The organism is Nocardia brasiliensis NBRC 14402 (genome assembly GCF_000308475.2).
Taxonomy (GTDB): domain Bacteria; phylum Actinomycetota; class Actinomycetes; order Mycobacteriales; family Mycobacteriaceae; genus Nocardia; species Nocardia brasiliensis.
Window position 1 is genome coordinate 1 of sequence record NZ_BAFT02000024.1, and the last position, 18,928, is coordinate 18,928.

Annotated in this window: 19 protein-coding genes; 9 read left to right on the forward strand and 10 right to left on the reverse strand. The window is 65.0% G+C overall.

The genetic code is table 11. The features are described 5' to 3' along the window. The 4 genes from TY25_RS05485 to TY25_RS05500 all read left to right on the forward strand — a co-directional run. Window positions 1-285: ClpB D2-like domain containing protein (locus tag TY25_RS05485; protein WP_042254589.1), on the forward strand; the 285-nt coding region annotated here is incomplete at its 5' end. Window positions 286-479: 194 nt separating this feature from the next. Continuing rightward, window positions 480-1,691: a DUF6004 family protein gene (locus tag TY25_RS05490; RefSeq protein ID WP_226887308.1), complete on the forward strand. Its 1,212-nt coding sequence runs from the start codon at window positions 480-482 to the stop codon at window positions 1,689-1,691. Window positions 1,692-1,832: 141 nt separating this feature from the next. Next, a complete protein-coding gene (locus TY25_RS05495; RefSeq protein WP_042254591.1) occupies window positions 1,833-2,693 on the forward strand; it encodes a class I SAM-dependent methyltransferase in 861 nt (286 codons plus the stop codon). Beyond that, on the forward strand, window positions 2,693-3,331 hold the full coding sequence (locus TY25_RS05500; RefSeq protein WP_042254593.1) for an NHL repeat-containing protein: 639 nt from the start codon (window positions 2,693-2,695) through the stop codon (window positions 3,329-3,331). Before TY25_RS05495 ends, TY25_RS05500 begins: the two co-directional genes overlap by 1 nt. Here the strand turns inward: TY25_RS05500 and TY25_RS05505 are convergent. Together TY25_RS05505 and TY25_RS05510 are read right to left on the reverse strand one after the other, a co-directional pair. Further along, the gene (locus TY25_RS05505) at window positions 3,318-4,577 is read right to left on the reverse strand and encodes a DUF885 domain-containing protein (RefSeq protein ID WP_042254594.1); all 1,260 of its coding nucleotides are present in this window, start codon (window positions 4,575-4,577) and stop codon (window positions 3,318-3,320) included. The genes TY25_RS05500 and TY25_RS05505 overlap by 14 nt on opposite strands. Further along, a complete protein-coding gene (locus tag TY25_RS05510) occupies window positions 4,574-6,286 on the reverse strand; it encodes an ABC transporter substrate-binding protein (protein ID WP_042254595.1) in 1,713 nt (570 codons plus the stop codon). Before TY25_RS05510 ends, TY25_RS05505 begins: the two co-directional genes overlap by 4 nt. 99 nt (window positions 6,287-6,385) lie before the next feature. On the opposite strand from TY25_RS05510, the gene TY25_RS05515 reads away from it, so the two are divergent. From TY25_RS05515 to TY25_RS05530, 4 genes are all read left to right on the forward strand, one after another. After that, complete coding sequence (locus TY25_RS05515) at window positions 6,386-8,098, forward strand: ABC transporter substrate-binding protein (protein ID WP_081868681.1); 1,713 nt, start codon at window positions 6,386-6,388, stop codon at window positions 8,096-8,098. A gap of 99 nt (window positions 8,099-8,197) precedes the next feature. Beyond that, the gene (locus TY25_RS05520; protein ID WP_029903449.1) at window positions 8,198-8,686 is read left to right on the forward strand and encodes an SRPBCC family protein; all 489 of its coding nucleotides are present in this window, start codon (window positions 8,198-8,200) and stop codon (window positions 8,684-8,686) included. A 77-nt stretch (window positions 8,687-8,763) separates the two neighbouring features. Then, on the forward strand, window positions 8,764-9,303 hold the full coding sequence (locus tag TY25_RS05525; protein ID WP_042254601.1) for an SRPBCC family protein: 540 nt from the start codon (window positions 8,764-8,766) through the stop codon (window positions 9,301-9,303). A gap of 33 nt (window positions 9,304-9,336) precedes the next feature. Further along, window positions 9,337-10,689, forward strand: a complete 1,353-nt coding sequence (locus TY25_RS05530) for a cytochrome P450 (protein WP_042254602.1) — start codon at window positions 9,337-9,339, stop codon at window positions 10,687-10,689. Between the two features lie 3 nt (window positions 10,690-10,692). Here TY25_RS05530 and TY25_RS05535 read toward each other — a convergent pair whose 3' ends face one another. Then, window positions 10,693-11,235 (reverse strand): EF-hand domain-containing protein, encoded by a 543-nt coding sequence (locus TY25_RS05535; RefSeq protein WP_042254605.1) that lies wholly within the window; start codon window positions 11,233-11,235, stop codon window positions 10,693-10,695. A gap of 106 nt (window positions 11,236-11,341) precedes the next feature. Between TY25_RS05535 and TY25_RS05540 the strand changes: the two genes are divergently transcribed. Beyond that, a complete protein-coding gene (locus TY25_RS05540) occupies window positions 11,342-12,313 on the forward strand; it encodes an NAD(P)/FAD-dependent oxidoreductase (protein WP_042254607.1) in 972 nt (323 codons plus the stop codon). Window positions 12,314-12,356: 43 nt separating this feature from the next. Here TY25_RS05540 and TY25_RS05545 read toward each other — a convergent pair whose 3' ends face one another. The 7 genes from TY25_RS05545 to TY25_RS05575 all read right to left on the reverse strand — a co-directional run bounded on the left by TY25_RS05545 (window position 12,357) and on the right by TY25_RS05575 (window position 18,610). After that, window positions 12,357-13,613, reverse strand: a complete 1,257-nt coding sequence (locus tag TY25_RS05545; RefSeq protein WP_052382819.1) for an MFS transporter — start codon at window positions 13,611-13,613, stop codon at window positions 12,357-12,359. 41 nt (window positions 13,614-13,654) lie between these two features. After that, complete coding sequence (locus TY25_RS05550) at window positions 13,655-14,458, reverse strand: SAM-dependent methyltransferase (RefSeq protein WP_236639089.1); 804 nt, start codon at window positions 14,456-14,458, stop codon at window positions 13,655-13,657. Between the two features lie 221 nt (window positions 14,459-14,679). Beyond that, complete coding sequence (locus TY25_RS05555) at window positions 14,680-15,117, reverse strand: SRPBCC domain-containing protein (RefSeq protein WP_042254609.1); 438 nt, start codon at window positions 15,115-15,117, stop codon at window positions 14,680-14,682. Window positions 15,118-15,425: 308 nt separating this feature from the next. Next, window positions 15,426-15,959, reverse strand: a complete 534-nt coding sequence (locus tag TY25_RS05560; RefSeq protein WP_014985450.1) for an EF-hand domain-containing protein — start codon at window positions 15,957-15,959, stop codon at window positions 15,426-15,428. A gap of 340 nt (window positions 15,960-16,299) precedes the next feature. Then, window positions 16,300-16,674, reverse strand: coding sequence for a hypothetical protein (locus TY25_RS05565; RefSeq protein WP_146153951.1), 375 nt, complete (start codon window positions 16,672-16,674; stop codon window positions 16,300-16,302). Beyond that, entirely contained in the window at window positions 16,664-17,347 is a 684-nt protein-coding gene (locus TY25_RS05570) for a response regulator (protein ID WP_014985448.1), read from the reverse strand. Before TY25_RS05570 ends, TY25_RS05565 begins: the two co-directional genes overlap by 11 nt. Further along, on the reverse strand, window positions 17,348-18,610 hold the full coding sequence (locus TY25_RS05575) for a sensor histidine kinase (RefSeq protein WP_162184183.1): 1,263 nt from the start codon (window positions 18,608-18,610) through the stop codon (window positions 17,348-17,350). Between the last annotated feature and the right edge of the window lie 318 nt (window positions 18,611-18,928).

Sequence of the window (18,928 nt, forward strand, 5' to 3'; positions counted from 1 at the left end):
AAACAACTGCGCAACAAGGACATGAAAATCGAGCTCACCGAGCAGGGTAAGGCCCTGCTGGCCAAACGTGGATTCGATCAGGTACTGGGTGCCCGGCCGCTGCGGCGCACTATCCAGCGCGAGGTCGAGGATGCGCTCTCGGAGAAGATCCTCTTCGGCGAGATCGGCCCCGGCCAGACCGTCGTCGTCGACGTCGAAGGGTGGGATCGTGCCGCGGATCCCGACGGCGCGGAAGCCGCGAGTTTGGTATTTCGAGTGGAAAGCCGGGAGATTTCGCTGACCTGATTCCGCTGTAATCCGCCGCGCAACACACGACGTGTTGTGCGGCTTCGGCATGCAATTAATCAGTGCTAATTCGGCGGGGCCGGAAATTAATCTTGATACTTCGTCCTTTGATTGTGCTCATATCATTGACCTAGATAAGTTAAAAAACATATAGTTAATGAGGATCGTTCCAACTAGTACCGCAGACGCTGGAGGTGTCTGGATTGAGCGCCATCAAAGAGACGTACGAATCGCTGAACTTAGAACCGAAGCCGATCCGTCCGCACATCCTCGCCGCCGCTACCGTGGCCTTCGGCGAGGACTACTACGCGGCACGGAAAGAGACCATCAATCTCTCCGGTTTCGTCCAACTGAACAAGTGGCCGATGCCCGGGTTCGAGCACCGCGTCGACGAAAGGGGATACGCGGAGTTCCAGACCGAGTTGATCTCGGCGCCCGAGGTCGGTATCAAGGGCTTCAGTTACGAGTTGGACGACCGCATCCAGGTGCTGTCCAACCCGTTCCTGCCCAATACCGGTCACGTACGGCAGATCACGCCCGGCAAGAACTTCCCCGCGGAGTTCAACATTCGCCGGTTCGGCATCCTGGAGTCCAGCACGTTGCGCCTGGCACACCGCAACGTGATCGACATCTACGGGGTCGTCGACCACATCCCGCCGTTCAAGAAGCCACTGACCGGCCCGTACCTCGGCAAGCCGCGCGGTGACGGACCGTTCGACGTGATCGTCGGGCCCAACGTGGTCCGGGGCACCACCTTGCCCGAGGCCTGGTACCCCGCCAACGACGAGAACGAGCCGGTGGGCATCACGCCGAGCATGTTCTTCATGCCCAGCGCCGGACCCTGCATCTCCATGCTGGTCGATCCGTCGATGATCATGCAGGTGTCGCTGGAGGGCCAGGCCAAGCTGGAGGTGGGCGGTAAGGAAGTGACCGTCGACCTGGCCGGCGACTACAAGAACGCCGCAGGCACGGAGATCCTGCTGTTCGGACCGGAGAAGCACGACGAGGGTGCTGGCGTGCTGGCACAGATCTCGCGCGTCGCGATCTCCGGCCACTGCGCCGCGCTCGGCGGCCGCGTGATGCTGCGCGTCAGCTTCCCGCGGGTGTCCGGTGGCACGCTCGGCGAAGGCAGCGAAGACAGCCTGAGCCGCATCCGCTACCCCAGCGAGCTGCACATCGATACCGAGTTCGAGCTGGTCACGCCCGACGTGACGCTGTACGCGACGAACCCGGTGCATGTGTTCGGCAAGCTGTCGAGCATGGAGGCCACGGGCACCGAACTCCAGATGAACGGCACGGACACCGCGCTGGTCACCACGGAGGACGAGGTCAAGGCCAGGCTGACGGGTATCAACCTGGTCATGCGGGATTCGTTTGTCGGCGAGCACGCGGCCGTCAACGTATAGGCGGGCTTTCCCGAGCGGTCTTTGCTTGACGCGGGCCGCTCGGGTGAGTTCCCTTGAGTTATCAATAGCGATAGTTCAGCCTTGCTGGTCCCTCACCGCGTTGTCGGGAGGGACCAGCGTCCACGACCGGAGGCAGGCACTGTGGACCCGTTGACTCTTCTCATGCACCAGGTGATGCTCTCCGATCGGCCGCGGATGAATGCCTACGAGCAGGCGCTCGCCCAGGTCGTCGCGCCCGGCTCGATCGTGATCGACGTCGGCGCAGGAACTTTGGCGCTGTCGCTGCTGGCGCTGAAACACGGCGCCGAGCACGTGTACGCGATCGAGGCGGACCCGGATATGGCGGCGGTGGCCGAACGCATCATCGCGACCAACGATCTGAAAGAACAGCTCACCCTGATCCAGGGTGACGCGCGGGCGGTCCGGCTGCCGCGCAAGGCCGATGTCATCGTCTCGGAGATGATGGGCAATCTCGGCCCGGAAGAGAACATGATGCGCGTGCTGGACAGCGTCGCCCGCAAGAACCTGGCGCCGAACGGCCGGATCATCCCGCGCGAGCTGACCACCACTTTGGCCGCCATCGAATTCGATGACGAGGGCTGGGGGATGTGGGGACAGGACTTTCACGGCTTCCGGTTGGACGCCGTGCAGGATTTCGCCGAGCCACGCGCCCAGCTGCACTTCTTCCAGCGTGCGCCGCGGTTGCTCAGCGATCCCGTGCCGATCGCGGACCGCGTGCGGCTACCCATCGCACGGCCCGGCAGTTTGCACGCCGTCATGGGGTTCTTCACCGCCGACCTGATCGAAGGCGTCGCCCTGTCGAATTTCCCTTCGTACCAGGGATGTAACTGGGCGGTGTGGATCTGGCCGCTACGTCACACGCCGGTACGCGCCGGCGATGCCATCCAGGCGACGGTGCATCGGCCGTCCGGCTCCGCCCGGTCCAGAGTGGTCACCGAATGGCGGCTGGACTGCACGATCGCTCGGGAAGGTCAGGGCTGATGCCGATTTCCGTCGGAACTGTGCGCGACATCCCCGTACGAGCGCTGAAGCTGTGCGGCCTGACCTGGTCGGGGGATCTGCTCTGGTTCTCCGAAGGAGTGCTCAACCAGATCATCGCGATCGACCCGGCGACGGGCGCGGTCGAACATCGAATCCCCTGTGCGGCAGTCCGATCCGATCTGACCACGATGGGTGGTCATCTGATCCAGGTCGTCGGTGACGAGCGCGCCCTACGCGTGATCGATCCGGCGACCGCGGATACGGTCGCGGAGTTGCCGAATCCCCGTCCGGGCGAAGGCTTGTCCGGAATCGAGGCGGCCCAGCACGGGGTGTGGCTCGGCTACGAGAATCGGAAGGCGATCGATCTGCGCACGCCAGACGGTCTGCAATTGGTCGACACCATTCCGGTGCACGCCCGGCCCGCGGGCGTCACCGTCTCCGACGACTACCTCGCCTACGCCGACTACAAGAACGCCATGATCAATCTGGTCAGCCTGGTGAGCCGCCGCGAGGTCGCCTCCTACCATGTCGCGGGCAATCCGACCGGATTGACCTGGGACGGCAGCCGGATCTGGTACTGCGACCACACCACCTTGCAGCTGCGGGCGATCATGGTGCCCGGCATCAGTGCCGGATAACCGGTTTCGCGTTCGTCGCGTCCAGATCGCGCTGTAGGTCGCAGGGCAGCAACGGTTCTCGCAGCAGGCTCAGATAGCGTTCGGCGACCGGCTGATCCGCCGGCCCGGCGGCCAGCCAGGCGCCGACCAGCCGTGCACCCTCGATGTAGGTGACCGTGTACGCCCGCCACAGCGGGTCGGTCAGGAAACGCACCATGTGCTGGGCTCGGTCGCGCGGCAGCAACAGCCACCGCTCGAGATAGTCGGTGACGTCGTCGACCGTGGCTCCCCGGTCGTGCAACATGATCGCCGCGTCCTGGCGCGCCGCGAACAGCCGCTGCAGATGGGTCCGCACCCGCTCGACCAGCTCACCGTCGCTGAAAATCCCTTCCGCGGCGAGGATTTGCGCTGTCCATTCGCCCCACCCTGCACCGAGGACCGCCACATGCGCGAGTTCGGCGGTGCCCTCCGAGATCAGGCATTGCGGCGTGTTCACCAGTGCGATGAGCTGCTCGCCGTGTCCGTGCTCGCGCACCAGCCCGGCCTCCTTGAGGCAGTGCTCGGTGTGATGGCCGGGATAGGATTCGTGGGTCACCAGGATCGGCAAGGCCGCGATCGCGCGCCCGGCCTCGTCGTTGAGCGCGACCTTCGAGCGGAAGCCGCCCAGATACCGGTTGAAGGCGTTCCAGGGCTTGCCGTGCACCACCTCGTAGTCGACGCGTTCGCCGGCCGGTAGGCCGAACAGCGGTCGGGTCAGCCCTCGCAGTTCGTCGGAAACCGCCTGTGCGGCTTGCTGTAAGCGGTCCGGTGGGATGCGATTGCGCTCGTAGTACGCGTCGAGCCGCTCCTGCAATCCGCCACCGCCCGGTAGCAACTCGGCGATCGCCGCATGCGCGTCGGCGTAGCACGCCGGATCGCCGAGGGTGATCTCCACATCGAAGTACTGACGAATCTCGTCCAGGAACGGTAGGTCGATGCCGGACAGTCGTTTTCCCACGCACTCCAGCGCCGTGAGTTGCGCCGACAGATACCGCTGCCGCGAGTCGGGCAGCCCCGAGTCGGCGAGTTCGGTCCGCAGCCGCGCCGCCTGCCGAACCAGATCCGCTGGGGCGGCGGGTGGTTCGTCCGTGACTCGGGCCGAGAGTCGTGGATCACCGAACCAGCAGTCCACGAAACCGTCGATCAGTTTCCCCAGACGCAGCCCCAACAGCAGGTATTCGCGGACCACCGGCTCGTAGGCCGGGTGCTCGGATTCGGCGCCGCTCATTCGGCGGGGTCGAGCCAGAGGTTGGACAGGTCGAACCAGCGATCGATGGTGGGCATGGCGATCGCGTTGCGCACCCGGGCACCCTTGATGTGCGGGATGGTCGGCGCGTGCACCAGGATCGGCACGATGGCCGCGTCTTTCATCACCTGCAGATCCACCGCGTGCCAGGCCGCGTGCGCGTGGTCCGGATCGGTCGCCGAGAGCGCCTCGTCGATCATGCGGTCGACCTCGGGGTTGCTGTAGCACCCGTAATTGCCGGTGCCGCGAATCTCGTTGGTCTGCAACATCGGTTGCAAGAAGGCGCGCCCGTTGTTGCCGAACCAGTCCGGTGTCCAGGCCGGCGTCGAGATATCCCATGCGCCCGCGCGCGCATTGGCCGGATCCCGGAGGAAGGGGTAGAAGTCGGTGTGCCCCAGGGCGACGACACGCAGGGTGATGCCGATCTTGGCGAGGTCGATGGCCACCGCGGCGGCGACTTCGGGGTTCGCGTCGACATCGCGATGCGCGATCGTCAGCGTCAGGCCGTCCGGATAGCCCGCGGCGGCCAGGAGCGCCCGCGCCTTCTCCGGATCGCCGCGATCGCCCGGTGTCGCGTAGAGATCGAAATCCTCGTAGCCGTAGTTGCCCGGCGGAATCGCGGAGCGGGCGGGCCACATCACCGTGCCGACGCTCAGCTCGTCGAAGATGCGGACCATCACCGTCTTGTCGATCGCGTAGGAGATCGCCTGGCGCACTTCGGGTTTGCCCATGGCCCCGGCGGCGTTCGGACTGACTGTGTTGAACACGAGGTACGGGTTCAACGCGTAACCGAGGTTGTTACCCGGATCGGTGGGGTTCTCGTCGTAGGTCTCGGTGACCGGCGACGCCCAGGACAGGTCCGCGTGCCCGGCCCTGATCCGCTGCCCGACCTGCTGCGGCGTCGCCTTCTCCATGACCACCTCGACACCGTCCAGATATTGGTGCCGTACCGGATCGGTCTCCTGCCGCCACACCGGATTTCGGGCCATGCGCAGGTGTTTGCCATGGCTGTAGTGGGTCAGCCGGTAGGGCCCCAGCGACCTGACGTTGCGCCGGAATTCCGGACTGTCGGGGACGAAGTCGTCATATTCGACCGGGCCCGGTGACGCGAACATCATCGAGATGATGTGGATGAAGTCGAGGGCGGGCCGGATCAACTCGAACACCAGCGTGCGATCGTCGACCGCGGTGATCCCCGGGATATCGCGAGAGTTCTGGAACCGGGCGAGCTCGGCCGGCGCCGGGTTCCGATCGGGCACGGCGGCGGCGTAGTCGTCGCAGTATTCGGCCACTCCCTTGATGGTGCTGGTGTAGTAGTGGATCGCACCCGCCCGGAGCACCGGGTTGCACATGCGTTTGAACCCGCGGACGAAGTCGTGCGCGGTCACCTCGCGCGGGGGAGTGGTGTCCCACAGGACTCCTGGGCGCAGGCGAACCGTGTACGTCAGGTGGTCACGGCTGAGGCCGCCGTTGTCGACCGTGGGGATTTCCAGCGCGACATCGGGCACCGGCGTGACCTGATTCCAGTCGTGCAGGTGTGCCACCGGGCGATAGGTGAACAGCTGGCGGGTGAACAGCCTGATGATCTGCCCGGACAGCATGTAGTAGGAGCTCGCCGGGTCCACGTGATCCATGCTTCCCGGCCCGTACAGGCGCAAGATGCCGCCGTACTCGGGCTGATCACCGTTCATTGCTCCGACCTCCTGGTCCGAACCGTGCCGAAAGATCCTCTAGATCACTATATGTAATGGAAGTATACTTTGGGGCGAATGCGGAAAGGTGGTGCGGCAGTGCGGGAGACAACCACGCGAGCAGGCGCTGCGGAGCCTCGGGCGCCCCGCCGCGGCGGCACGCTCACCCTGGTCGGCGCCGGTGACGTCGACTATCTCGACCCCGCGCTGGCGTATCACACGGCCACCCGCGGGATCGTGCGCGGCTACACGCGGCAGCTGGTCGGCTGCGTCGCTAGCCGCAACCGCGAGGAGGCCGGAAAGATCGTCGCGGACCTGGCGACCGAGGTGCCGACCGTGGCGAACGGCCGGATCAGCGCGGACGGTACGCAATATCGGTTCACCCTCGCCGAAGGCCTGCGGTGGAATACGCCATGGGGCATCCGCCCACTGGTCGCGGGCGATGTCGTGCGCGGGATCAAACGACTGGCCCATCCGCTCGCAAGCAGTCCCGGCCTCGCCTACTACCTGAGCACGATCGAGGGCATGCGCGAGTTCCGGGACGCCGTGGCGGGCGCGCCGGCCGAGTCCGTCGCCGCTCGGCTCGAACACACGGAGATCAAAGGTGTCCGGGCGCAAGGAGATCGCGAGATATTCTTCACCACCCGGCATCCGTCCTCGGATTTCTTGAACATGCTCGCGTTGCCGTTCGCCACGCCCGCGCCGGTGGAGTACCTGGATTTCGTCCCCGGCAGTCCCGAGTTCAACCGGGTGCTCGCCTCCAATGGGCCGTACCAAGTGGTGAATTACGTTCCGGGAGAACAGATCGTGCTCGAGCGTAATCCCGCCTGGGACCCGAGATCCGATCGGCTGCGTGCCGCCTACGTCGACACCATCGTCGTGCGCGAGGGAATGTCCGAGCGCGCGGCCCACGAACTGGTCGCCACCGGCGCGGCCGAAATGCTGTGGGACACTCAACCGCTCACCGAGGAACTCCCGCAGTTGCTCGGCAGCGCGGATCCACGGCTGGAGGTATACCCCGCCGGATTGTTCAGTCCCTATATCGTGGTCAACTTTTGCAGTCCCGTCATGACCGCCCGCGCGGTGCGCGTCGCACTGCAGTACGCCGTGGACAAGGCCGCGGTGTCGCGCGTGTGGGGCGGGCCGAGCCTGAACGATATCGCCGACCAGATCCTGCCGCCGCTGTGCACCGCGCACCGTGAATTTCGTCCGTACGGGACCGAAGGTGGCCGCGGTGATCCGGAACTGGCCAGGCGGCTGCTCGCCGACGCGGGTTATCCGGACGGGCTGACATTGCGATTGATATTCCGCGACCGCGACATCCACCCCGAAACGGCCGAGGTGGTCAAGGCGGCGCTGGCGCGGGCCGGAATCCGCGTCGAGTTGGTCGGCGTCTCGATCAATGAACTGTTCTCCGACTACTTTTCGTCGTCGGTCACGCGTAAGAGCTGGGATATCGCCCTCACCGGCTGGGAACCGGATTGGTACGGCAACAACGCGCGCACCTATCTGCAGCCCCTGTTCGACAGCCGGGGTGTGGTCGAGGGCGGTGACTGGGGTTCGAACTTCGGCCGCTATCGCAGTGCGAAGGTCAACGAGTTGCTCGGCGCCGCGCTCACGTCGGCGGACGAGACGCGAGCCGCCGAGCTCTTCCGCCGGATGGAGGCCGAGGTGCTGCACGACGCCGCGGTGGTGCCGGTTCTCTTCGCGCACCAGTACTGGTTCCACGCCACGACCGTCCGGAACTGGCTGCCCTACCCGGTGCTCAACGGCGATCTCACCAACCTGTGGCTCGCGGGAAAGAGCCGTTGACATGCTGGAACGGCCCACGGTAACGCCCATCCGCCGTTACTGTGTGTCCGAACTACTATCGAAAGCTTTACCGAATCTCATCAACGTAGAGGAGGCACCATGGTTGCATCGCAACCGATCGAACCGCCGTCCGTGGATCTGGGCATGCTCATCCGCCGGCCACCGCACGACGTCTTCGAGGCCCTGGCCGACCCGTCGATAACGTCCAAATTCTGGTACACGAAGAGCAGCGGCCGCATGGCCGAGGGCGCCGAACTCACCTGGGAATGGGAAATGTACGGCGTCGCCCGCACGATTCGGGTCCAGAAGTTCGACACCGACAGCAAAATCCAATTCACTTGGGATAATTACAATCCCGAGGAGCCGACTACGGTAGAATTCACCTTGATACCGTATGAGAACGACACCACGTATCTGCATATCACCGAAACCGGTTATGGCGGCGATCTCCAAGCTCAGGTCGACGGCGTCCGGGATTCCACGGCCGGATTCGCCTATCTGATCGCCGCGTTGAAAGCGGCCCTCGAACACGACGTGACACTTCGGTTGGTGCAGGACGAGAATCCACCGAATCTGCAACGGCACTGATCGTTAATTCACAGGCGCGGTAACTCGGCTGACGGGTGACGTCGCGATGCGGTGTGGAAATCACACAGTGAATGAGGATGAGCATCATGGAATTCACCTACACGACACGCATCGCGACGACACCGGAGCAGCTCTGGACGGCGTTGACCCAGCCGGAATTCACCCGTCGATATTGGTTCGGCGTCGCCATGCATTCGGACTGGCGGGTCGGCTCGCCGGTGAAATGGCAGAACATGCCGGAGGAAGAGCCTCAGGATCTGGGGCAGGTCGTGCTGGCGGCCGACCCCTATCGCGTCCTTTCCTATAGCTGGCACCTGCTGCAACCCGCGCACGCCATGCTCTTCGGCTGGTCGGACGCCGAACTCGCCGAGTACATGAAGGAACCGCGCACGATGGTCACCTTCGAGATCGCGCCCGACGGCGACGGCGCGGTCCGGCTGACGGTGACCCACGACGGCTTCGAGCCCGGCAGCGTCATGTACCAGGCGATCAGCGGCCAACTCCCGGGCAGCGGCGGCTGGCCGGGGCTGATGAACAATCTGAAGGCGTTGCTGGAGACCGGCACGGTTCTCGCCGCCACACCGTCGGCCGCGCATGCCATTCGCGGCGACGAATAACCCACGCGGATCGATTCAGAAGGTGGCGAACCGATGACCACTATTTCTCGACAGCCGACCATCACTCCCGGCGGACTGCCGCTGCTCGGCCACGGGCTGGAGATGAAACGAAATCCGGGTCGACTGCTGCTCTCGCTGCAGTCCGGCGACCCGGTGACCATGATCCGCCTCGGCCGCAGGCCGATGTACGTCGTCAACGACGCCGACCTCATGCGGCAGGTCATGCGCGCACCGGAGATCTTCGCCAGGGGCGGCCCGATCACCGAACGGTTCCGCGTCATGTTCGGCAACGGCCTCGGGATTTCCGACGGCGCTTTTCATCGGCGCCAGCGCCGCCTGCTGCAGCCCGCCTTTCATCGCACGCGGATCATCCACTACTGCTCGCTGATCAGTGAATTGGTCGCGGCGCGGATCGAGGGCTGGTCCGAGGGTGAAACCCGGCGGATCGAGCGGGACATGGACGAACTCGCCCTGGCCAACGTGACCCAGGTGATCTTCGCGCCCGGCACCACGCTGGATCAGCGCCGGTTCATGGACGCCACCGGTGTGGTGCTCGGCGGGCTGTTCCGGCGCATCGCGGACACCACCGGCGTGCTGACGAAGCTGCCGACCGCGGCGAATCGCCGCTACCGGGAGTCGGAAGACTATCTGCGGCGGACCATTCACGAGACGATCCGGGAGTATCGGGCCAGCGGCGAGGACCGCGGCGACCTGCTGTCGATGATGTTGCGCGCGCGCGACGAGGACGGCAGCCCGAGCATGAGCGATCAGCAGATCCACGACGAGGTGCTGACCTTTTTCATCGCGGGCAGCAACACCATCAGCAATACCCTGGCGTGGGCCTGTCACGAGATCGCAAGCCATCCGGAGGTCGAGAAGCAGCTGCACGAGGAAGTGGACAGCGTGCTCGCCGGCCGGGCCGCCGAATTCGACGATGTCGCCCGCTTGGAATACACCCGCCGGGTGCTCACCGAAACATTGCGCCTGCGCACGCAAGGGTTTTTCCAGACCCGGATGACGACCGAGGACACCGAACTCGGCGGCTACCGCATACCGGGTAATGAGGCGATCCTCTACAGCTTCTACGCGCTCATGCACAATCCCGGAATCTTCGCCGAGCCGGAGCGGTTCGATCCCGACCGCTGGTTGCCCGAGCGGCTGACCGCGACGCAGCGCAATGCGTTCATGCCGTTCGGTGCGGGCGTGCACGGCTGTATCGGCGAGACGTTCTCCTGGACCGAGCTGATCATCGTGCTCGCGACGATCATGGGGCGCTGGCGGCTGGCGTCCGTGCCGGGGCATCAGCCCCGGCCTAAACCGGCGGTCACGATGCCGGTGGACGCGCTCCCGATGACGGTGCACCGCAGGTCCGCCGCCACGGCCTAGGGCCTACAGTTCGCCGGCGATGTGATTTCCCCGGGCGCCCGGGTCGTCGCTCAAATAGAATTCTCTGGAGGCTTGCACGTATTCGTCGGTGGTGACGTAGCCGTCACCATCGGCGTCCAACAGGGCGAAGGCCTTGTTCGTCTCCTCCTCGGACATTCCGCCTTTGATCTGGGCGGCCATCATTTCCTGCGCGTTGATTCGTCCGTCGCGGCCCTTGTCCGCGGCGGCGAATACCGCCATGCTGAACGGTATCGCGGAATTCTCGACGAATTTCCGGAATTCCGGATGATCGCCCCAGGCCACCCATTCCTCGACGGTCACCTTTTTGTCGCCGTCGGCGTCCAGCGACCCGGGCATATCCCGGAACATGCGGTGGGCCTGCCGGTGAATACTGCTCCAGTCCGCCGATCGTGGCGGCAGATCGTATGTGTCGCACCACATTTGGGCCAGTGCCGTGACATCCAGTTCGTCCATGACACCGTCCTGGTCGACATCGTAGGCGCTGAACAATTTGCGGAGTTTGGTCGTTCTCAGTGCACTGGTCATCGCGAAATCTCCGTGTATTCGAACCGGATAGTGGGAATGCTGTCGATACTCGATCAGCCAACAAATGCTATCATCTCATATACCTATCTGACTACGGGAGGCTGGAGTGACGATCCGAGAATCCGGATATCACTGCGATGTAGTGATCGTCGGTGGTGGCGCGGCGGGCTTGAATGCCGCATTGATGCTGGCCCGGGCGCGATATTCGGTCGTGGTGGTGGACAGCGACCGGCCGCGCAACGCCCCCGCCGCGCACATGCACGGGTTCCTGAGCCGGGACGGCGTGGCACCGGGGGAGTTGCTGGTGGCGGGTCGCGCGGAGGTGGCGGGATACGGCGTCGAGTTCATCACCGGCGAGGTGACGGCGGTGGCGGCCGCGGACGGGGGTTTCGCCGTGGACGTCATCGATTCCGGAACGATTCGCGGACGCCGCCTGCTCGTCGCGACCGGTCTCACCGATGATCTGCCCGAGCTGCCGGGACTTGCCGAGCGGTGGGGCCGGGATGTGTTGCACTGCCCCTTCTGTCACGGCTGGGAGGTGCGGGATCAGGTCATCGGCGTGCTGTCCACCACGGCCATGTCGATGCACCAGGCCATGCTGTTCCGGCAGTGGTCGCCGCGGCTCAGTTTCCTGTCGCACACCGGGCCTGCGCTGACCGACGCCGAGGTCGAGCAGTTGGCCGCACGCGATATCGAGATCATTTCCGGCGAGGTGGAAGCTGTGCAGGTCAGCGATGATCGCCTCACCGGAGTCCGGTTGCGGACCGGTGAGGTCGTCGAATTGCAGGCGCTCGTGTGCGGTCCGCGCTTCTCCGCGCGCGCCGATCTGCTCGCTCCGCTCGGCCTGACCCCGACCGCGCACCCGAGCGGCATCGGCGACCACATCGCCGTCGACGCGGCCGGCCGCACCGCCGTGCCGGGGGTGTGGGCCGCGGGCAACGTCGCCGATCCGGCCAAACAGCTGATCGGCGCCGCGGCGATGGGCGCCGAGGTCGCCGTCGCGATCATCGACGATCTGATCTCGGCGGAGGTGCGCGGCGCCGTCGACTCCCGGCGGGCCGCTGCCGGCCCTCGGTAGCGGACCCGATGTCGGCGGCCGTGGCCGCCGACATCCGTCGTCCTCACGGGGCCGGTGCGAGCGCATGCCGGCGTTCGATGGCGACGGAGACGAACGCGGTGGCCAGCGCGAGCGTCGCGACGATCACGCCGAGCCAGATGACGTCCTCGATCGCCCGGTGCGCGATGACGACGCCGCCGATCGCCGGGCCGATCGCGTTGCCGATGTTGAAGGCGGACATGACAATTGCGACCGCCAGGGTCGGCGCACCGACCGCGAAACCGATCACCCGCGAGCTGAGCGCGGCGGTCATCGAGAACGCGCACACGCCGAGCACGGTGATCGCCGCGGCCGCCGCGATGCTGTGGTGCACGACGGTCCGCAGCACCACCATCATGACGGTCATCGCCACCAGAGAGCCGATGACGTTCTTCATGGCCGACCACTGCGCCAGCCGGCCGCCGAGGGTGTTGCCGACGAACAACCCGACGCCGAACAGGAACAGCACGATCGGCGCCTGATGCACGCTGATACCGCTGGCGTCGGTGAGGATCGGCTGGATGTAGGCGTACACGCTGAACAGTGCGGTCTCGAACAGCACCGTGGTGGCGAGAGCGACGAAGACCCGGGTCTGCACCAGCGATCGCAGTTCGCGCGCGACCAGGGTGCCCAGCTTGACCTCGGGGCCGCGGTCGCGCGGCAGCCGGGGTACGAAGATCGTGACCAGCAGGGCGCCCACCGCGCTCATCACGCCGATCAGCACGAAGATGACCTGCCAGCTGAATACCGCGCCGACCAGGCTGCCGAGCGGTACGCCCGCCACGTTCGCCAGCGTCATACCGCCGAGGATCACCGCGATCGCCTGCGGCATCCGGCCGGGGCCGGCCAGCGCGACGGCCATCACCTGGGCGACGGTCAGCGCGGTCGCACAGGCCACGGCCGCGATCAGCCGCATCGCGAACATGACGGGGAAGACCGGGATCACCGTCAGCAGATCGGAAACGCAGAAGACGACCACGGCGACCACCATCACGGTCTTGCGGTCCCGTCCGAGCGTCAGGACGGCCATGGTGGGCGCGCCGACCAGCATGCCGATGGCGAATGCGGTGATCAGCTGGCCGACCTGGGACACCGAGATATCGAGCGAACCCGCGATCTGATCGACCAGGCCGGAGACGATGAATTCCGAAGTGCCCAGGGCGAATACGCTCGCTCCGAGGACGTATACGCCGATCGGTAGGCGTTTGGAGACGCGAGGTTCCGCGGGGGCTTGATCGTCACGATCAGTCGTTTTGAACAGCCGCCGTCGGATCTCGGACACGCCCGATCACACTCCTTGTTCATATAGTTGTGCCGCCGACCTTACGTCTTTCGGCACACAATGAGGTAGTAACCGATCTTTTCGCGACAGAGTTCGAACATGGTGGTCATGCCGGATTCGAAGGCATCGATCCGTTCCTTGCCGTAGGCCGCGGCCAAGTCGGCTCGTTGGTCGGCCAAGCGCTGCAGGAACGCCCGGTAGAATCGGCGCACCCGATCGCTGCAGTCGAGTTCCTCGAGCACCTCGAAACCCGCCGCGATCGCCGGTGCCACGGCCTCGCCCATGGTGGTCGGTGGATCCGGCACGGTATTCGCCCGCAGTATTTCCCGTTGCGCCGCCGTCACGTCCGCGATGAGCGGGTATTCCGAGTACACGAGCCGGCTGCCGGGGCGCAGCACGCGATGGATCTCGCCGAACCACTTGTTCTTGTCCCCGGCGTTGGGCACCGAGTCGAAGGCGATGGCGGCGTCGAACTCGGCGTCCGCGAAGGGAAGTGCGGCGGCGTCGGCCATGGTGATGGTGATTCGTTCGGACAGGCCGGCCCGCGCGACATTCCTGCTCGCCTCCGCGACCTCCCAACCGCTGATGGTGATACCGGTGACCGAGATGCCGAGGCGCTCGGCCAGGCGAATTGCCGGTTCGGCCACGCCGCAACCCACATCGAGCAGATGCTGACCATGCTGCAGGGGCAGTCTTTCGGCGATCATCCAGGTGAGCCTGCCCATGGCTTCGAGGAACGGTGTGTCGTCCTGGTCGTCGTCCCAGTATCCGAGGTGCAGGTTCCCCCCGACGATCTCCACCAGTTCGCCGACACCGTCGTAGTACTCGGCGACCTCATCGGTCATGTCAGCTGATTTCTCGGCCATTGCGATCTCCGCGTTCTCTTACCGGTCCGCTGTTCGATTCAGGCCGCAGCGTTCGGCCGACTCCGCAGGCCACGCAGCGGCGACCCACGAAAAAGATACTTCTAAAAAGTATAGCTATTTAAGCTCGGATACAGCTATGGCCAGTGAGAAACGGGCAGGCGGCCTGTGCGGTAACGCCCCTCGGCCGCCCTCGATCGGAGCTACTCCGCGTTGGCTTTCAGCACGTCCAACTGCATTTTCCAGCCACCGCGGTTGTCGTCGACCCGCTTCGCTCGCTCTTCCTCGGGCAGGTCCAGGGCGGCGAAGCCGCTCTCGATCACGCGCACGCGCGTGCCCCCGTCGTGTTCGGCGAGCCGGAACTCCACCAGCGTGGCGGTGCCCTTGCCCGGCGTCGCGCCGGGGAAGGCGGAAGCCCACCGGTAGGACGCGTAGTCCTGCGGCTCCACCGTCTCTACCCGAACGGGAAACCGGCCGTACTTCGGGTCCTCGATCACCACGAAATCGCCGTCCCGCGAACGACTCTGACCCGATCTGTCGCCGTCGCCCACCCACCAGCCGGGCTCGGTCACCAGCTCCCACACCCGCGCGACGGGTGCGTTGATGTCCACCTCGTGCTCGATCTTGTCGGTGGTGATCATCGGGAATCTCCTCTTCGGTCGGCATGACTGTTCGTGGCGAGCTGCTCACTATGGCGAAGAAGTGCAATCCCACGGTAGCGCGTTTGGCCGTCCCGCCGAGAGGGAATCGGATGTCGACGCCAGGTCTGGCCCAAAACCCTGGCGTCGGAAGGATTCTGCGCTGCCGCCGACGCTCCGGCGGCACGACCGGCGAGACGGTGGTATGCCGTCGCGTGCTGTCGATGGCGACGGCACTGCACGGGGGCCGGTGTCATGATGGGCCGGCGACCCCGTGCAGGTCCCGGATCTCGTGGTCGGGTGCGACCCTGTTACAGACGGCCCGCCAATTGAGTTCCCGCGGCTTCGAGGTTGTCGCTGCCGAAGAAGTCACGAAGCGCCGCATCGTGTTCGTCGGTCGTGATGTACCCGTCGCCGTTGCCGTCGAGCATCTGAAACATCTTCAATGCGTCGATTTGATTGACCCCCGAGATGGACTGCAGGGTCATCCATTCGCTCAACGACACCGCGCCGTCACCGTCGACATCGCCGAGTTCGAAGGTGAGCTGCGCCAAGGGAATTGCGACCTCGTCGACGAAGCGGGGGTCTTCGTGCGCGGCGATCCATTCCTCCCTGCTGATTTCCTTGTCGCCGTTGGCATCGGCGTGGCCCTGCAGGTCCTGCCACAGCCGATTGGCGCGTTTGATGGTGATCCGCCATTTGTCGGAACCGGGGGGAATTTTGAATGCGTCGCACCATTTGTTGATCAACGCGTCGATGTCCGACTGATCGATCTTGCCGTCATTGTCTGCGTCGTACCGCTCGAAGTGCTTCGCGAATTTCTGGTGCCGGGCTTGCGTGACCATGGGACTCCCTATCTCATTCGGTCTTCAGTCTGCGGACCTCTACTACCCCTACTTTACTGCCGGTGGGGCGGCTCTTCAAGAGGTAATTATATTTTAGTGAAGTTACTTGCAGGTCGCTGCGGAAGTGAAGCAAGGGTGTTTCCAAGTGTTGTTATCGGTGAAAAGCAGTGGTCAGCGCGGTGTGCAGGGTATTGCCACCCGGTGCACGGCGCGGTGCCACGGCGAGGCCGGGCCGCGCCGGAACCCCCGCATCGAAAGCCGCGCTGCGAGTCGTGCATCGACGCGAGACAGCCATTATCGTGCGGGGGTCGAATTGTGCTGAGTGTTTGCGAGAGTGTGCCTACCAGTGCGCGAGCATGAAAACGATCGACATTATTGCCGTGACAACTCCGACCGTCATTTTCGCGAATACTTCGACGAAGAACGCCTGCGTCGCTTCGCCGATGAGATGTCGCGATGGCAAACCGACATCCGCGGAACGCTCCATGGCCAGCGAACGGATGGTCTCGATGCGCCAGGCCAACGTCGACAACGCCACCGCCGAAGCGAATGCCGTGAGCGCACACAGCAACAGGGACAACTGATTCGGCGGAGCGGGCACCGCGCCGTAGGCCTCGATGAACGATTCCGTCGCCAACGAAAGTACTACTGCGCTGGCCAGGTAGTAGGCGCCGGGATGCACCTGGCCGAGACTGGCACTGATCCTACGAATCACCGAGTACCCTCGCCGATTCCGCCTCGAACAATTCCACCTCGTGTGCCAGCTCGCTCAGGGCGACCACGTCGCACCTGGCCTTCGCGGCCGCCTCCAGCTCGATCAGTTTCTCGGCCCGCCGGGTCAGCGCGGTGCGGCTGTTCACCGTGGGGTCGCGGCGCTTGGCGCCGCTGCGTAGTTGCTCGGCGAGTTGCTGGAGCCCGGCGATGCGCCGGCGCAGCTCGGTCTGCGCCGCGAGCGATATCGACGCGACCTCGTTGCGCGCCGTTTCGCGGCGCCGCCGATCCGAGCCCACGAGCAGGTCGCTCACCGTGTCGATGAGATCCGTTGTGCCGTAACCCTCCCGGTCGACATCGCCCTTGATCACGATATCGCCGACGCCGTACCGGAGCAGGATGTTCTTGCTGATCGCGCCTTTCAGGCGCGAGCCGGTCACCACCGCGCGGGGTAGATCGGGTCTGTTCCGCAGGATGTACGACAGGACCTCGTAACCCGAGTAATCGTCCTCGTCGGTGAGATTGAGGTCGATCAGTGCGCAATCCACGTCGGGGCGCTGGAGTTCGTCGATCGCGGCATCGACTCTGGTCACATGCCGGACCTCGTGCCCGCGCAGTACGCGCTGTACCGCCCGGGCGAATTTGAGATTGTCCTCGAGTAACAACACGATCGCCATCTACGACCTCCTGCAGGTTGGCAGCACTATCAGAAAAGTGGCGCCGGGTGCGCGGTCGATTTCGACCGTGATCTTGCCGCCCAGGTCTGTCACGATTTCTCTGGCCCGCGCCAAGCCGAGCCCGCGACCCTCGCCCTTTCGCGAGAAACCCAGTTGGAAGATTCCTTCGACGTCTTCGGCTTTGATGCCGGGGCCCTCATCCGACACCACGATGGAGACGGACCTGCCGGTCACCGTCCCGCTGACGAACACCCGGCCTCTGGTGTGCATGGCCTCGATCGCGTTGTAGAGCAGGTTCTCGAACAATGCGGTGACATCGCCTTTGACACCACGCACGAGAACGCCGGCGAGGCCATCGATATCGAGCTCGATGGTGCTGTCCGGAAATTCCAGGCCGAGCCGATTCCGCAGTGCGGTCAATACGCCGCGCACGCTGATCTGGGCGACCTTCTGCGCACGATGCAGTTCGGCCGGCGCGCGGGCCAGTTCGGTGCAACCTTCGGTGATATCGTCGATCCACTGCGCGAGTTCGCCGTCTATCTCCACCCCACGTAAATGGAGTTCCTCGCGAATCGCATGGACATTACGCAGGATCGGGTCCACCGCTTTGCGTATGCGATGGGCGAAGTCACCGTTGAGTCGCAGTCTGGTCGCCTCGGCGCGCGATTCGGCGGCCTCTTCCCGCCGCCTGCGGATCTCGGCGGCGAGGCGGGCGCTGGCCAGCACGGTCGACGACAAGACCGGCAGCGCATCACGTTCCAGTTGGGTGAACGCATGGGGGGCGGCCACCCGGAGCACGTGCAGTCCGAGGAACTCGCCTTCGGCGTGCAGCGGAATCAAACCGACCGTGTCCAACGGCCCCTGGTAGGTGTCGAAGAGTTGCTTGAGTAGCCGGTGCGGGCGGGACTTGGAGTCGTGCAGAATGGATTTGGTGTTCGACGTGAACCAGTCGAGCGCGCGGCCGATATCCAGGCCGGCCGGCATGACCCACCCGCCGCTGCGGAACACTTCGCTGAATTGCCCGCCCTCGTCGGCGTGCCAGACGCTCGATTCGGCCGGTACATTGAGCGCCTGCCGCAGCAGCTCCATGCCCAGGGCGAGGGCGGCGCGCTCGTCCTCACCGGTGCCCGACAGCGTCATCGCGCCCACGAGCCGGCGCAGCTGTTCCGAAAGGTCCTCTCGCGCCGCGCTTTCGCTGATATGGACGGCCTCTGCGCGGGTCTTGGTGAGTCGCGCCGCGTCCTCGAGGGAAATATCGGTCACGTCGATACCGGCCTCGGCGAGCAGATGTGCGTTGGTCGCCCGGTCGAACAGCGGGAATCGAATCGTCAGCAGCAAGCGCTCCGAGCCGGAGTGCATCACATCGTCGACCAGGCTCCGGATCTCGACGCCGGATCGCACTATCTCCTTGTGCTCGGCTATCGCCCGGTCATGCTCCAGCCGATTGATCAAGAGGTCGATATAGCTCTCGCCGAGGATCTCTGCACTCGAGTATCCGTACAGTCGTTCGGCGCCACGGGTCCACAGCCGTACGGCGTAGTTGGCCTCCGGACCCGCTGCCGCCCAGAGGGATACGGCGGT

What these genes read in the sequence shown, in the direction of transcription:
- TY25_RS05570 (WP_014985448.1), bottom strand. Translation starts at nt 17,347, where the DNA reads ATGGCGATCGTGTTGTTACTCGAGGACAATCTCAAATTCGCCCGGGCG.
- TY25_RS05520 (WP_029903449.1), top strand. Translation starts at nt 8,198, where the DNA reads ATGGTTGCATCGCAACCGATCGAACCGCCGTCCGTGGATCTGGGCATG.
- TY25_RS05500 (WP_042254593.1), top strand. Translation starts at nt 2,693, where the DNA reads ATGCCGATTTCCGTCGGAACTGTGCGCGACATCCCCGTACGAGCGCTG.
- TY25_RS05535 (WP_042254605.1), bottom strand. Translation starts at nt 11,235, where the DNA reads ATGACCAGTGCACTGAGAACGACCAAACTCCGCAAATTGTTCAGCGCC.
- TY25_RS05510 (WP_042254595.1), bottom strand. Translation starts at nt 6,286, where the DNA reads ATGAACGGTGATCAGCCCGAGTACGGCGGCATCTTGCGCCTGTACGGG.
- TY25_RS05550 (WP_236639089.1), bottom strand. Translation starts at nt 14,458, where the DNA reads ATGACCGATGAGGTCGCCGAGTACTACGACGGTGTCGGCGAACTGGTG.
- TY25_RS05560 (WP_014985450.1), bottom strand. Translation starts at nt 15,959, where the DNA reads ATGGTCACGCAAGCCCGGCACCAGAAATTCGCGAAGCACTTCGAGCGG.
- TY25_RS05525 (WP_042254601.1), top strand. Translation starts at nt 8,764, where the DNA reads ATGAGCATCATGGAATTCACCTACACGACACGCATCGCGACGACACCG.
- TY25_RS05555 (WP_042254609.1), bottom strand. Translation starts at nt 15,117, where the DNA reads ATGATCACCACCGACAAGATCGAGCACGAGGTGGACATCAACGCACCC.
- TY25_RS05505 (WP_042254594.1), bottom strand. Translation starts at nt 4,577, where the DNA reads ATGAGCGGCGCCGAATCCGAGCACCCGGCCTACGAGCCGGTGGTCCGC.
- TY25_RS05530 (WP_042254602.1), top strand. Translation starts at nt 9,337, where the DNA reads ATGACCACTATTTCTCGACAGCCGACCATCACTCCCGGCGGACTGCCG.